This window comes from Microlunatus sp. GCM10028923 (genome assembly GCF_042666975.1).
In the GTDB taxonomy this organism is placed as follows: domain Bacteria; phylum Actinomycetota; class Actinomycetes; order Propionibacteriales; family Propionibacteriaceae; genus Microlunatus.
Genome location: NZ_JBHTFF010000007.1, coordinates 316,287 through 329,748, shown reverse-complemented (window position 1 = coordinate 329,748; position 13,462 = coordinate 316,287). Strand labels below are relative to the sequence as shown.

The 13,462-nt window shown below is 72.0% G+C and carries 13 protein-coding genes; 8 read left to right on the top strand and 5 right to left on the bottom strand.

Annotated elements, in window-relative coordinates:
* Positions 1–15 precede the first annotated feature (15 nt).
* The 6 genes from ACFQU4_RS19370 (at position 16) to ACFQU4_RS19345 (ending at position 4,517) form a co-directional block, all read left to right on the top strand.
* Positions 16–876 (top strand): TrmB family transcriptional regulator, encoded by an 861-nt coding sequence (locus tag ACFQU4_RS19370; RefSeq protein WP_377494880.1) that lies wholly within the window; start codon positions 16–18, stop codon positions 874–876.
* Positions 873–1,886: an adenylosuccinate synthetase gene (locus tag ACFQU4_RS19365; RefSeq protein ID WP_377494878.1), complete on the top strand. Its 1,014-nt coding sequence runs from the start codon at positions 873–875 to the stop codon at positions 1,884–1,886. Before ACFQU4_RS19370 ends, ACFQU4_RS19365 begins: the two co-directional genes overlap by 4 nt.
* A 72-nt stretch (positions 1,887–1,958) precedes the next feature.
* Positions 1,959–2,519 (top strand): GNAT family N-acetyltransferase, encoded by a 561-nt coding sequence (locus ACFQU4_RS19360; protein WP_377494876.1) that lies wholly within the window; start codon positions 1,959–1,961, stop codon positions 2,517–2,519.
* Complete coding sequence (locus ACFQU4_RS19355; protein WP_377494874.1) at positions 2,516–3,046, top strand: GNAT family N-acetyltransferase; 531 nt, start codon at positions 2,516–2,518, stop codon at positions 3,044–3,046. Before ACFQU4_RS19360 ends, ACFQU4_RS19355 begins: the two co-directional genes overlap by 4 nt.
* A 23-nt stretch (positions 3,047–3,069) precedes the next feature.
* Positions 3,070–3,837, top strand: coding sequence for a nucleotidyltransferase domain-containing protein (locus tag ACFQU4_RS19350; RefSeq protein WP_377494872.1), 768 nt, complete (start codon positions 3,070–3,072; stop codon positions 3,835–3,837).
* On the top strand, positions 3,834–4,517 hold the full coding sequence (locus ACFQU4_RS19345; protein ID WP_377494870.1) for a 2'-5' RNA ligase family protein: 684 nt from the start codon (positions 3,834–3,836) through the stop codon (positions 4,515–4,517). Before ACFQU4_RS19350 ends, ACFQU4_RS19345 begins: the two co-directional genes overlap by 4 nt.
* 34 nt (positions 4,518–4,551) lie before the next feature.
* On the opposite strand, the gene ACFQU4_RS19340 is transcribed toward ACFQU4_RS19345, so the two are convergent.
* The 5 genes from ACFQU4_RS19340 to ACFQU4_RS19320 form a co-directional block, all read right to left on the bottom strand.
* Positions 4,552–7,239 (bottom strand): hypothetical protein, encoded by a 2,688-nt coding sequence (locus ACFQU4_RS19340; RefSeq protein ID WP_377494868.1) that lies wholly within the window; start codon positions 7,237–7,239, stop codon positions 4,552–4,554.
* A 128-nt stretch (positions 7,240–7,367) separates the two neighbouring features.
* Positions 7,368–8,669 carry a hypothetical protein gene (locus ACFQU4_RS19335; protein ID WP_377494866.1) on the bottom strand — a complete coding sequence of 434 codons (1,302 nt, stop codon included), beginning with the start codon at positions 8,667–8,669 and terminating at the stop codon, positions 7,368–7,370.
* Positions 8,669–9,460: an ABC transporter ATP-binding protein gene (locus ACFQU4_RS19330; protein WP_377494864.1), complete on the bottom strand. Its 792-nt coding sequence runs from the start codon at positions 9,458–9,460 to the stop codon at positions 8,669–8,671. Before ACFQU4_RS19330 ends, ACFQU4_RS19335 begins: the two co-directional genes overlap by 1 nt.
* 118 nt (positions 9,461–9,578) lie before the next feature.
* Positions 9,579–10,964, bottom strand: coding sequence for a protealysin inhibitor emfourin (locus ACFQU4_RS19325; protein ID WP_377494862.1), 1,386 nt, complete (start codon positions 10,962–10,964; stop codon positions 9,579–9,581).
* Entirely contained in the window at positions 10,954–12,288 is a 1,335-nt protein-coding gene (locus tag ACFQU4_RS19320) for a glycosyltransferase (RefSeq protein WP_377494860.1), read from the bottom strand. Before ACFQU4_RS19320 ends, ACFQU4_RS19325 begins: the two co-directional genes overlap by 11 nt.
* A 65-nt stretch (positions 12,289–12,353) precedes the next feature.
* Between ACFQU4_RS19320 and ACFQU4_RS19315 the strand changes: the two genes are divergently transcribed.
* Both ACFQU4_RS19315 and ACFQU4_RS19310 read left to right on the top strand, forming a co-directional pair.
* A complete protein-coding gene (locus ACFQU4_RS19315) occupies positions 12,354–13,001 on the top strand; it encodes a TetR/AcrR family transcriptional regulator (RefSeq protein ID WP_377494858.1) in 648 nt (215 codons plus the stop codon).
* Positions 13,001–13,456, top strand: a complete 456-nt coding sequence (locus tag ACFQU4_RS19310; protein WP_377494856.1) for a GNAT family N-acetyltransferase — start codon at positions 13,001–13,003, stop codon at positions 13,454–13,456. Before ACFQU4_RS19315 ends, ACFQU4_RS19310 begins: the two co-directional genes overlap by 1 nt.
* Positions 13,457–13,462: the final 6 nt, after the last annotated feature.

Sequence of the window (13,462 nt, the reverse complement as noted above, 5' to 3'; positions counted from 1 at the left end):
CTAGGCTCGGCGTACGTGATCGAACGTCTCGCCGAGCTCGGCTTCTCCAGCCAGGAGGCTCGGGTCTATCTCGCGCTGCTGCAACATCCGTCGGCCACCGGCTACGAGGTGGCCAAGATCGCCGGGCTGCAGCGGGCCAACGTCTATCAGGTGCTGTCCGGGCTGACCGACCGCGGCGTCGTCGACCGGGTCAGCGACGGCGCCCCGGCCCGCTTCGTGGCCCATCCGCCGGCCGCGGTCCTGGGCCGGATCAAGCGGCAGACCGCGGAACGCGCGGACAGCCTGATCGCCGACCTGGCCACCGTGGCGGCGCCGCGGGACCAGGCCGGGTTCTTCAGCCTGCGTGATCGCGAGTCGGTGATCGACCGGGCGGCGTCCCTGGTCGCCGAGGCGCGGACCCGGGTCGCGATCTGCGCCTGGGCCGATGATCTTGAATGGCTGGCCCCCGGGCTGCGCGCTGCCGCGCAGTCGGGCCGCCAGGTGGTGATCAACGTCTTCGGCGAGACGGAGATCGACGGCGCCGACGTCTACCGGCACGAGGCGCCGTCGCGGACCGTCGGCGGCCAGCTGCTGATGATGGCCGTCGACTTCGGGACCGCGCTGGTCGCCTCCCTGGACGAGCCGGTCGGCGCCGTGGTCACCGAGCACCCGGCGCTGGTCGGCCTGGTCGAGAAGGTGATCCGGGACGAGGCCTATCTGGCCGCGATCTACCAGCGGTTCGGTGATCAACTCGAGGCCGAGTTCGGCACCCATCTGTTCCGGCTGCGGACCCGGCTGTTGCCGCCGGACCGGGCCGAGGAACTGTTCTCGATCGTCGGGTTCGGTGCAGACGACACCGTCTCGGAGATCCTTTCGCAGGAGGAGGAACAAGGATGAGCGCAACGATCATCGTGGACGCCCTGTGGGGCGACTCGGGCAAGGGCAAGCTGTGCGCGCAACTGGCGATCAAGCACGACGCCGAGCTCGCCGTCCGGGCCGGGGTCGGCACCAACGCCGGCGCCAGCGTCACCACGGACGACGGCCGGTTGATCAAGGCCCGGCAGCTGCCGACCGGCTGGCTGAACCCGCGGACGAAGGTCGCGGTCGGTTCCGGGGTGCTGGTCGATCCGCAGGTGTTCGCCGACGAGCTCGGCCGGTTCGGGCTGACCGACCGGGTGATGGTGGACCGCCGCTGCGCGGTGATCACGCCGGAGCACATCGCGGCCGAGCTGGCCGACGCCCACCTGGCCGAGACCGTCGGCTCCACCTGCACCGGCAACGGTGCGGCCCGGGCCGACTTCGTCCTGCGCCGGGCCGGGCAGGCCGGTGATCATCCGAAGCTGCGGTCCTACTCGGGCGACGTGGCGGTCGAGGTCAACCGGGTGGCCGCCGGCGACGGGCTGGTGATCATCGAGGGGTCGCAGGGCACGCTGCTGTCGCTGGCCCTCACCGACGACTATCCGTGTGCCACGTCGGACAACTGCACCTCGGTGGCCGCGATGGACGACGTCGGTCTGAACTGGCGCCTGGTCACCGACGTGATCATGGTGGTCAAGGCGCTGCCGTCGCGGGTCGGCTCCGGCCCGCTGCCGTACGAGATCAGTGCGGCGGAAGCCGACCGCCGGGGGATCGCCGAACGCGGCGTGGTGACCGGCCGGCCGCGGCGCAAGGCGGACCGGCTGGATCCCGACCTGCTCGCGTACGCCGCGATGCTGAACGGCCCGACCGCGATCGCGCTCACCTTCATCGACCACGTCGACCCCGAAATGCGGGGTGTCCGGGACCGGGATCGGATCACCGCGCCGGTCCGCGACCTGATCGAACGGGTGGAGCAGGCGACCGGCGCACCGGTGACGTCGCTCGACACCGGGCCCCGTCTGGGGGACCTGATCGAGCTCGCCGCTTGAGCCTGTCGCGGGGTCCGGTCCGAGTTCTGAAGTTTGTCGACCGGACCGGCCCCGACCTGGCAGGATCGCAGGGTGCAAGCGATTTTGGTCACCGACCGGCTGGCCTTCACGCCGATCACGAGAGGTGACATCGACCGGTTGACCGATCTGGATTCCGATCCAGAGGTGATGCGGTTCATCGACCGACATCCCACGCCGCGCAAGGCGATGGCGGCCCAGGTCGAGGCGATCATCGCCGAGTATGCGCGAACTCCGGGTTTCGGCCAATGGATCGCGCTGAGCCGGGAGGCCCAGGAGTTCCTGGGCTGGTTCGCGCTCCGCCGCACCGCGGAGCCGGGCCACGCGACGCTCGGCTACCGGCTCCGCCGGGTGGCCTGGGGCCTGGGCCTGGCCTCGGAGGGCGGCCGGGCCCTGGTCGACTACGGATTCCGGGACCATGACCTGGACCGGATCACGGCCGACACGATGGCGGTCAACGAACGCTCCCGCCGGGTGATGACCGCGGTCGGGATGAGCTACCTGCGCACGTACCACGAAGAGTTCGTCGACCCGTTGCCGGGAACCGACCAGGGCGAGGTCGAGTACGAGATCACCCGCACCGCGTGGCTGCTCCGGCGCACCCCGAGCCGGTGACCGGAGTCGAGCCACGGCTGACCGCCGTTGATCTTGGTACGGGCACGCCCGACGCCCGGGCCTTGGACGCACTGATCGATCAGCTCGAGCAACGCCGCTGGGTCGAGATGACGGCCGACTGGCACCTCGAATCCCGGCTGCTCGGCGCGTTCGGCGAGGACGGGGCGGCGATCGGCCTGCTCAGGTACGTGATCCAGCCGATCGGCCCGGACCAGGACTGCCAGCAGTCGATCATCGACGGCATGGCCCTGACCGAGGCGAAGATCCTGGCCTTCGGCACCCGGCCGGACCGGCGCCGGCAGGGGATCGGAACGGCGCTGCAGCGCCGGGCGATCGCGGACGCCGCGGCGGCCGGCTGCTGGCAGGTCCGCTCCCACAGCGCGGGTGGCTACCGGGCGAACCACCGGCTCAAGTTCCGGCTCGGCTTCGCCTTCCATCCCGAGGTCCGCGGCGGCGACGACCGCGGCGGCTACTTCATCCTCCCGCTGCGGTCCGGGCCGGTCGGCGACGCGGCGCCCGGAGCATGATCACGACTTCGTAGGCTGTCCGGATGAGCAAGGACTTCCTGGACGACCTGGCCGGGCGGCTCGCGGAGCTGCCCGGCGTGACCGCGGTGGCCCTCGGCGGCTCCCGGGCCCAAGATCAACATCAGCCGGACGCGGACTACGACCTGGGCGTCTATTACCGGGGTCACTTCGACCCGCAGGACCTGCGCGACTGCGGCTGGCCCGGCGAGGTGTCGGAGCTCGGCGGCTGGGGCGGCGGGGTCTTCAACGGCGGCGGCTGGCTCACGGTGGACGGTCAGCGGGTCGACGTGCACTATCGCGATCTCGACCGGATCGACGCGATCACCGCCGAGGCCGAGCAGGGCCGGTTCATGATCGAACCGCTGATGTTCCACCTGGCCGGCATTCCGGACTATCTGCTGCTGGCCGAGCTGGCGATCAACCGCACCCTGATCGGCGAGCTGCCGCGGCCGGAGTATCCCGTGGCGCTGCGCCGGTCGGCGCCGCCGGTCTGGTGGGGCCGGGCCGAGGCCGTCTTCTCGTACGCCCTCGACGGTGCCGCCCGGCGGGGGAGGGCGCTGCTGGCCCTCGGGCTGGCGGCACAGGCGGTCACCAACGCCGCGCACGCCGTCGCGGCCGGGCACGGGCGCTGGGTGACCAACGAGAAGCGGCTGCTGGCCATCGCCGGGCTGACCGACTGCGACCGGCTGATCACCGAGGCCGCGGCCGCTCCGGACTCGCTGGCCGAGGTGGTGCAGCGGCTCCGGGACCGGTGCGCCGCGGAGCTGCCCGACGGCGTGGCGAACGGATGAGGTTCGAGGACCTCTTCGACCGGAACGCGCCGCTGATCATGGAACAGCGGCATCAGCGCGAGACCCCGCCGGTCGAGGGCGGGCGGTGGCCGGTCAGCGCCGTGATCATGATCGACGGCGAGCTGGGCGACCGGCTGGCGTCGCTCACCGCCGAGCTGGTCGACCTGGCCGGTCCCGGGCACTTCCACACCGGTGCGGCCGGATCGGCCCACCTGACGGTCCGGGCCCTGGAGCGCTTCCGGGCCGTGGTGCCCGGCGACGATCCGGCCGTCGCCCGCTACGCCGAGGCGTTGCGCCGGACGGCCGGCCGGTCGGCCGCCTTCGCGGTGTCCCTGACCGGGTTGACCGTGACCCCGCTGGCCGTGGTGGCCCGGGTCGACGTCGGCGCCGCGGCGGTGACCGAGCTGTCCGCCCGGTACGCCGACGAACTCGGTCCGGACGACTGGCTGGAGCGTGATCACGTCGTGCGGGCCTTCCGGCACGTGACCCTGCTGCACTTCGGCGCCGACCTGGCCCGGCCGCGCGAACTGCTCGACTGGGTGGCCGACCGGCGCGACCTCGCCATCGGCTCGACGGCCGTCACCGCCGTCGAGCTGACCCGGGCGCGGCGCCGGCTGCTGCCGCCCGGCCAGCTGATGGAGCTGTCGCCGTTGATCCCGCCGGTTCGCCTCGGTCCTTGATCAGCGGCAGTCCTTGATCAACTGCGGTTCTTGATCAGCCGCGGTCGGCGAGCTGCTGGCGGTAGAGGCTCTGCGGCTGGATCGGCTTCGGCGGGCCGACGGCATCCCAGTAGCCACGTGATCGGGGCCGCGGGTCGTACAGGCTCGGCACCAGGCCGGAGCCGATCGTGCCGCGATGCCCGATCGAGTAGTTCTGTGCGGTCGGCGGCGCCTGCAGGGTGAGCGAGCCGCGGGTGTTCCAGGCGACGTAGTTCGCTCCGGCCCAGCCGCGGCCGCTGCCGAGCCAGGCCCGGTCCATGATCGAGATCCGGGCATCGACGTCGTCGAACAGCCCGCCGGTGGACCAGCGGTGATGCGGCTCGGAGGTGTTGAAGTCGTTGCTGGTCCCGCCGCCGGTCCACACGTTCGGGCCGGGCACCCGGCTGGTCACCGCGTAGCCGTGCCGGGCCGATTCCAGTCGTGCGTTCTCGACCAGGGTCAGCTGGCCCTGCACGTCGTAGCCGTACCGCCGGCCGCCGGTGATCACGCTGACGAACTCCGAGGCCGTACCGTCGCGCACGGTGACCCACTTCGCACCGCGGCCGAGCAGGACCAGGGAGTAGACCAGGTGCCGCGCGGAGATGTCCCGGGCCCAGGCGTTCTTGACGTTGTCGAAGACGACGAAGCGTTCGGCATGGTCCTCGTCGGCGTAGTACGGATCGGTCTCCTCGTTGTCCATCTTGGTGTCGATCACCGACGGGTCGAAGTCGGAGATCGCGAGGATGCCCTCGACGCCGACCTCGCTGATCCGGCCCGGATCCGTGTACGGGATCACGCTGCCGCCGCCCCACCGCCGCTCGATCGCGTTGGTCAGCGGGGCGTCCACGGTGATCACGTTGCCGTCGACGGCGGTGATCACCCGATCGGAGTCCAGGTCGAACGGCGTCCACTGCTTGGTGCCGCCGGCGCCCGGACGCTGGTAGATCCGGTCCATCCCGATGGTGCCGATCCAGCGGGCGTTGCCGCGACGCCGGACCATGATCGTGTCACCGACGTCGAGCCCGGCCGGGTCGGCGACCTGGAAGCTGGCCGCCCCGACCGGCACGGTGAGGTCGGTGATCTCCACGGCCCGGTCCTGCTGCAGCTGAGGGCCGGCCGAGCCGCGTACCTCGACCAGGTTGCGCCGCACCGCGCCGGTGCCACGCAGCACGGTGCCGTCGTCGCCGGATCCCTGGCCACGCAGCACCACCCCGCCGGTGGTGATCTTGAGGGTTCCGGCGACCCGGAACTCGCCGGCGGCGAGCTCGACCGCACCGCGATGCCCGTTCCGGTCCGGCTTCCGCGCCGCCACCTCGTCGATCGCCGCCTGGATCGCCGCGGTCGCGTCGCCGTCGGTCAGGGGTACCCGGACCCGGCCGGGCACGGTGGGCAGGTCGGCGTCGCCGCCGTGGTAGCCGACCGTCGAGAAGTCGGGGATCCGATTGCCCTTGGCGTCGGCGATGTAGTGCATCCGGCCGTCCCGGCCGAGGTAGGCGGCCCGGCTGGCACCCGCCGGCACGTCGTCGAGATTGAGCGCGGTGAAGGAGAACGCGTCCCGGACCGGAGCGAGTTGATCATCGGCCGGGATCAGGGTGAGCTGGAACCGGTAGTCGCCGGGGGCGTCGGTGCGCCCGGCCGGGGTCAGCTCGGCGGACTGGCCGGCGGTGATCGACACCGGAGCCACCGAGAGCACCTTCCGGCCGTCCCGGTAGACGGCGCCGGAGGCCGTCAGGTCGACGTTGGCCCGGACCGTCGCGGTCGGGTAGACGTCGCCCGGCGAGGTGATCGCGGGCTGGCCGGGGCGCAGGTCGATCCGCGGATGATCCAGCGTGGTGCGGGCGATCAGGCCGGGGTCGTCGTCGGCGGCGGGGTCGGTCACCACGATCCAACGGTACGGGGAGCTGAGCGAGCGCCCGTCCGGGAGGGTGGCGGTGGCCGTGATCATGGACGCGCCCGGCCGGTCGGCCCGGACCGTGCCGTCGGCGCCGACCGAGGCGACCGCGGAATCGCTGCTGGCGTAGGCGATCTCGGCGCCGTCGAGGGAGACCGCGGCACCGTCGCCGTCGTAGCCGGCGAGCCGGAGCGGCTCCGTTCCGCCCAGCCCGAGCGTCGACTCCGCGTTGTCGGCGAGCCGCCCGCCCTCGGCGTCGGTGAACGCGATCGCCGCCAGCTCGCCGGCCGCCGCGGAGGTGGCCTCGAGTTCGGTGATCGTCGCCGAGGCGCCCGGTTCCATGATCAACGCGAAGCGGAGGTAGCGGACCGGCAGGCCGCGGAGGGCGAGGGCGACCCGGTCCTGGTTCGGCTCCGCCGTGGCCCGGCCGGCCGGCAGCCACGACTTCCGGTCGGTGGACAGCGACAGCTCGAAGCCGGTCAGCCCGCCGGCCTCGGCCAGCCTCACCGCTGCTCCGTCCAGCGGCCGAACCGCGCCGAGATCGAGTTCGACGAGGGGCCGTTCGATCTTCGTCCCGGTGCCGTAGCCCCTCGCCGCGGAGCTCCCCTGGGTCGGTGCCGCGGTCCAGCCGGAGGTCCGGTCGCCGTCGGTGATCATGCTCTGGGCGGTGCGCGGCCCGTCACCGAGGCCGGTCGTCGCCGTCGCGCCGCGGGCCCAGTTGGACGGCCCAGCGACCGGCTCGGCGAGCGCGGGCACCGGGCCGACCGCGAGAAGCAGGGCGAGCGCAGCGACGATCAGGCAACGGGATCTCATGGAGCCACTTCCTCGTGGTGAGCCGATAGATCTGATGATTATCGGATCGTAGGAAGCTGCTCAGTTCTGCGTCAACGCGTTGCCACGGGTTGCCGCGCGCTCGCCGTACTGGATGAGTCTGATCAATCTCAGATGGCCGCGGCCCTGCGCAGCAGCGGCTGCGAGGCCATCACGGCCACCATGACCAGCGTCACCGACAGCACCAGGCCGCCGCCGAACAGCAGCGGACCGGCCAGGCTGGCGCCGATCAGCATGATCCCGAACGGGGCGACGATCACCAGCGAGCAGCCGACGGCGATTGCGAGCGACGCGCCCAGCGGCAGCCAGGTCTCGCGCAGCCGGGCCGCCGAGAGCACCTCGATCGGGGTGCCGGCGAGCCGCAGCATCCGGTATTGATCACGATGGTCGAGCACCTTGGCGGCCTGGTTGACGCCGCTCGAGACCGCGGCCAGCAGCGCGGCGATGATCACGGTGACCAGAGCGCCGGTCAGCAGGTCCTGCGGCAGGTACGCCAGCGACGGTTCCTCGGAAGCGTCGACGCCGGCGGCCATCCCCGGCGCGATGCTGAGCAGCCCCGCGACGAAGGTGGCCAGGGTCACCCCAGCCACCGAACGCCAGGCGCTCTTCGGGTCGTCGACCAACCGCCGCGCGGCCAGCAGGGCCGGGACGTTCTTGGCGCGGTTCGCGGCGATCCGGCCGATCAGCCCGAGCACGAACGGGCCGACCAGGTTGACCACCGCGAAGCAGATGATCAAGAACGTCATCATCACCGGGATCGCCATGTCGCCGCCGACCACCTGGGTGATCACCAGCCAGCCGATGAAGGCGAGCAGGAAGAACACGGCCCGGACCACGGAGAGCTGCTTCGGGCTGACCCGGCGGGCGACGCCGAGCGGGCTGATCACGACCGCGGCCAGGCTGAACGTCGCGGAGGCGATCGCCAGCACGACGATCGCGAGCAGGGTGAGGGCGAGCACCCCGGGACCGACCCACAGCTCGGCCAGCTGGAACGACCGGCCCTGGAACTGCAGCAGGGCGACGCCGGGCATCGCGATCAGGTAGAGCACGGCCCCGGCGACGGCGCCCGCGACGGCCTGCATGGTGGCGTCGATCACCGCGATCGCACCGACCTGCCCGCTGGTGGCACCGGCCAGCCGGAGCGCGGCGAACCGTTCGTTGCGACGCGAGATCGACAGCCGGGCGGCGGCCCCGCCGAGGGTGATCACCGGGATGATCAGGATGGCGGTCGCGACCTGGGCACAGGTGACGTAGATCGCGCTGTCCGGCCGGGCCATGAAGGCGCCCAGGCCGCCGAGCACGATGAGGACGGCCGCGGTGGTGGCCGCGAAGGCGATCACCGCCAGGGCGGTGATCAATCGTTGGGACTCCTGGCGGCGGGCCAGCCGCCACCACAGCTTGGCGGCGATCATCAGCGAACCCCTCCGAAGTTGGCGGGGTGGGCCGGAGCCTGCGCGGGCGGCACCTGCTGCGGGGATGGCGTCTGCTGCTGCGGGGGCGGCGGAACCTGCTGCTGCGCGGTGGGCGGCGCGAACTCCGCCGAGACGTCGCGGCCGTCCCGCATGATCACCGTGCGCTGGCAGGACTGGGCCACCCGTTGATCATGAGTGACGACGACCAGGGCGGCACCGGCATGCGCGCTGGCCTCGACCAGGATCTGCATCACCTGCTCCCCGGTGGCCTGGTCCAGGGCGCCGGTCGGCTCGTCGGCGAACACGACGCTCGGCTTGGTGATCAGGGCGCGGGCGATGGCGACCCGCTGCGCCTGGCCGCCGGACAGTTCGCCCGGGCGCCGGTTCTCCATCCCGGCCAGCCCGAGCCGGGCCAGCCATTCCCGGGCCGCGCCGATCGCCGCCTTGGCCGGCTGGCCGTCGAGCATCAACGGGAGCGCGACGTTCTCGCTGGCGGGCAGCTCGGCCAGCAGTTGGCCGGACTGGAACAGGAAGCCGAAGTCGCGACGGCGCAGCGCGGTCCGCTGCCGGTCCGACATCGCCGACAGCGACTGATCACGGAAGGTCACGGTGCCGCTGGTCGTCCGGACGATCCCGGCCAGGCAGTGCAGCAGTGTGGTCTTGCCCGACCCCGACGGGCCCATGATCGCCAGCGATCCGGGCCAGAGGTCAAGATCGACTCCGGCCAACGCATGGGTGGCCGAGCCGCCGCTGCCGTACGTCATGACGAGATTGCGCGCAGAAATGAGCATGCCGCCGAGTGTTCCGTCGGCCGGCCGGCAGGCCATCGGGCTCCGGTCGCCGAAACCGCTGCCGGTGCTCCGACTCAGGTCCGGCCCGGACCGGACCGGTGGTGGCCCGGAGGCTTGATCAGGATCGGCGGAGGAAGCGGTTCAGCAGGCCGCGCAACCGCGGCGGCAGGTCCCGTTCGCCGGCCCGGATGTCGATCCCGGCACCCGGCACCCGCACCGTGAAGGTGAAGCCGTCCGGCACCGGCGGCCCGGCCGTCGCCGGCCGGAATCCCTTCCATACGGTGGGATCCGCCAGCACCGCGCGCCACTCCGCGGCCTCGCTGGCGCCCAGGTCGTCCGGGTCGTCGGTCCGTTCCAGCCGCAGGCCGGCGAAGCCGCCGGACCGGGTCACGGTGACCGGACCCGGGTCCGACCCGGGTGCTGCTCCGGTCGTGGTCACGCCGACCTGTTGCCAGGCCTCGGCCACCGCACGCTGCTGGTCCGATCCGTCGCCGTACCGTTGCCCGGCGGCCGCGACGGTCAGCCGGGCGAAGCCGGCGAAGTCGATCTCGGGGGTGATCTCGGTGCCGGTCAGCACGTCGTACCAAATCGGACCGGCGCCTTCCCAGCCGAACCCGCCGATCTTGGTCGCGGCGAGCGCGAAGGCGCGGTTCGGGATACCCGAGTTGAGATGGACGCCGCCGTTGTCGTCGTCGGTCGTGAGGTAGTCGTCCAGGTGTGCGGGCTGCGGGTCCTTGCCGAGGACGTCGTCGTCGTACGCGGTGCCGGGTTCGATCATCGACCGCAGCGCCGTTCCCTGCACCTGGTCGGTGAACAGCCCGGCCCCGATCAGCCAGTCGGCCTGGTCGGCCGGCTGCCCGGCGGCGAACTGCTTGGCCAGCGCGCCGAAGACGTCCGAGACGCTCTCGTTCAGCGCGCCCGACTGGCCGTAGTAGGCGAGGTTCGCCGTGTACTGGGTGACACCGTGGGCCAGCTCGTGGGCGATCACGTCGAGGGCGAGGGTGAACCGGTTGAACACGGTGCCGTCGCCGTCGCCGAACAGCATCCGCTGCCCGTCCCACTGCGCGTTGTCCCAGTCCTGCAGGTAGTGCACGCTGGCCCGCAACGGCAGCCCGGCATCGTCCAGGCTGTCCCGGCCGAAGGCGTCGTGGAAGAGCTGCCAGGTGGTGCCGAGGCCGTCGTAGGCCTCGTTGACGGCGGGGTCGTCGACGGCCGGATCGCCTTCGGAACGGACGGTCCGGCCCGGTACGACGTCGCCGCGCTCGGCGTCGCTGATCACCCGCTGGGGGCCGGCCGTGGCCTCCGTGTCGGCCTCCTCGGCTGCGACCGCGACCGGGCGGCGATCGGGCGGCGGCGTGGCCGTCGGCCGCAGCCGCCGGACGCCGGTGTCGAGATCGAGCGTGCGCCGGGCCGACTCGGCGACATGCGCGTCCGGATGATGTCGAAGCCGTGCGATCAGGTACGGCGGGACGATCGAGGGGTACGGTCCCGGTTCACACCTCATCCTTCGACGATAGCCCGCCCGGAGCGGTCCGACGCCCCTCCTCGATCAACGATCTGATCGCGGAGACGCCCGGAGCGCGGGCGATCTCGTTGCTCAGCCGGGCCGCGGCCGCGGTGTAGCGGCCGTTGCCGAGGACGGTGCGGACCGCCTCGGCGAGCTGCGGCGGCGTCGGCCGGTTGGTGGCCAGATTGATCCCGACCCCGGTGTACGCGATCCTGGCGCCGACCTCGACCTTGTCCTCGGTCGTGCCGGCCACGATCAACGGCACCCCGTGGCGCAGCGCCGCGTGCACGCCGCCGTACCCGCCGTTGGTGATCATGAGATCGGTCTTCGGCAGCAGTTGGTCGAACGGCAGGTAGGTCGCCGCGCGAACGTTGTCCGGCAGGGGCTGCGGCAGCGTGTCCAGCGGCCGGCCGCCGGTGGTCACCACGATCAGCGGATCCGTGGCTTCGCCCGCCGGCCGGCCGAGCGCGGTCAGGGCCGGCGCGATCAGCTCGTCGTAGTCCTGATTGGCCACGGTGCCCTGATTGACGAGGATCACCGGCCGGTCCTGATCAAGGTCGGCCCACCAGTCGGGCCGGGCGGCCGGCTCGGTGGTGGGCAGGCTCAACGGTCCGACGAAGTGGACCCGGTCCGGCAAGTCGGAGCGCGGATACTCGAACCCTGGCACGCTGAACTGGACGATCGCGTCCGCCAGCCTCGGCCAGTCCATGACGAAGCAGGGCAGCGGGCTCCCGGTCGCCTGCCGGATGATCCGGTCGGCGGCGCGCTGGACCGAGCCGAAGATGATCTTCTCCGCGACGAACTGGAGGACGGCGTTGCGGAGCCTGCCGATCGGGCCCGGGAACGGCGGCAGCCCGAACCCGAACGGTGCGGTGTCCCGGCTGGAGAGGCTCAGCGGCAGCGTGCCGGCGATGATCACCATCGGGTCCGCCGGGCCGGATCGCTGCAGCAGGTAGGCGGATCCGCCGACAAAGAGCGGCTCGGTGAGGACGGCATCGGTGGGCTCGGCCGCGACCGCCTCCTGCACGGCGCGGAGCTGCGCCGGCACCGGCTTCAGGAAGAGCTCGACCAGGTCGAACCGCATCCGGGCCACGCCGGTGAGCCGGGCGCGTTCGGGGAACCGCTGGTCGAGATCATCGTCGAGGTCGGCTCCGGCCGGCAGGGCCAGGTGCTCGGCCCCGGTTCGCTCCACGGCGGCGCGGAACATCGCCCCGGTCAGGAACCGGACCCGGTGACCGGCGGCCACCAGTTCGGCCGCGATCGGCAACAGCGGGGCGACGTGACCGTGGGCGGAGGTGCTGCAGATCAACAGGGATGGCATGTGCGGGCTCCTGAGCCGAGTGACTACCTCCTTGAAGTATTCATCACCCTGCTAGGGTAATCAATGTGAGGAAGACATCACGGACCTATCGCTCGGAACTGCGGACGGAGCAGGCGGCGGCGACCCGGCGACGCATCCTCGAGGCGGCCGGAACCTGTTTCGCCGAGGACGGCTACGGCCGGACGACCCAGGCCGCGATCGCCGCCCGGGCCGGGGTCTCGGTCGAGTCGGTCAAGGCGCAGGGGGCCAAGCGGGAGCTGCTGCTGGCCGCCTTCGAGCAGGCGTTCACGGGCCAGGAGGGCCGGCAACCGCTGGCCGAGCAAGATCAACTCGCGGCGGCGTTCGCGATCGAGGACGATGACGCGTTCATCGACACCGGGCTGGAGTTCATGGCGGCCGCCAATCGCCGGGCCTATGCGCTCTGGCGTGCCCTGACCAGTGCCGCCGACTCGGACGCCGAGATCACGCCCGTCCTGGACGGGATCCTGACCCGCCGGCGCAAGGACATCGAGTCCGCGATCGGGTTGATCCAGCGGCGTGGCCTGCTCCCGTCCGGGGTACGGGTGCGGCGCCGGGTCGCCGCGCAGCTGTCGTTCCTGCTGTCGCCCGAGGGCTATCAGCAGCTGGTCGCCGAGTCCGGCTGGTCGCATCGGGAGTATCTGGACTGGCTTCGTACGATGGTCCGGGCGACCCTCGACCGAACGGAGCACTGATGAAGATCATCGTCGACGACCTCTCCGGTCCGGAGGTCGCCGCGCTGCTGGCCGAGCACCTCGACGACATGCGGGCGACCTCGCCGCCGGAGAGCAAGCACGCGCTCGACCTCGATGATCTTCGCCGGCCCGAGGTGACGTTCTGGACCGTGCACGACGACGGCGAACTGGTCGGGTGCGGGGCGCTGAAGCGGCTGGACGCGACGCACGCCGAGGTGAAGTCGATGCGCACCGCGAGCTCGCGGCGCGGCGGCGGGGTCGCCTCGACCCTGCTCGCCCACCTGATCGAGGAGGCGCGCCGATCGGGGTACGCCCGGATCAGCCTGGAGACGGGATCGGCCGAGTTCTTCGCGCCCGCCCATCGGCTCTACCGGCGGTTCGGCTTCGTCGACTGCGAGCCGTTCGCCGACTACCGGCCCGACCCGAACAGCCTCTTCCTGACCCTCGAGCTCTGACCCGCG

Excerpts from the sequence above, each read along its gene's own strand:
- ACFQU4_RS19310 (WP_377494856.1), top strand. The coding sequence starts at position 13,001 with ATGAAGATCATCGTCGACGACCTCTCCGGTCCGGAGGTCGCCGCGCTG.
- ACFQU4_RS19335 (WP_377494866.1), bottom strand. The coding sequence starts at position 8,669 with ATGATCGCCGCCAAGCTGTGGTGGCGGCTGGCCCGCCGCCAGGAGTCC.
- ACFQU4_RS19340 (WP_377494868.1), bottom strand. The coding sequence starts at position 7,239 with ATGAGATCCCGTTGCCTGATCGTCGCTGCGCTCGCCCTGCTTCTCGCG.
- ACFQU4_RS19345 (WP_377494870.1), top strand. The coding sequence starts at position 3,834 with ATGAGGTTCGAGGACCTCTTCGACCGGAACGCGCCGCTGATCATGGAA.
- ACFQU4_RS19350 (WP_377494872.1), top strand. The coding sequence starts at position 3,070 with ATGAGCAAGGACTTCCTGGACGACCTGGCCGGGCGGCTCGCGGAGCTG.
- ACFQU4_RS19320 (WP_377494860.1), bottom strand. The coding sequence starts at position 12,288 with ATGCCATCCCTGTTGATCTGCAGCACCTCCGCCCACGGTCACGTCGCC.
- ACFQU4_RS19325 (WP_377494862.1), bottom strand. The coding sequence starts at position 10,964 with ATGAGGTGTGAACCGGGACCGTACCCCTCGATCGTCCCGCCGTACCTG.
- ACFQU4_RS19330 (WP_377494864.1), bottom strand. The coding sequence starts at position 9,460 with ATGCTCATTTCTGCGCGCAATCTCGTCATGACGTACGGCAGCGGCGGC.
- ACFQU4_RS19365 (WP_377494878.1), top strand. The coding sequence starts at position 873 with ATGAGCGCAACGATCATCGTGGACGCCCTGTGGGGCGACTCGGGCAAG.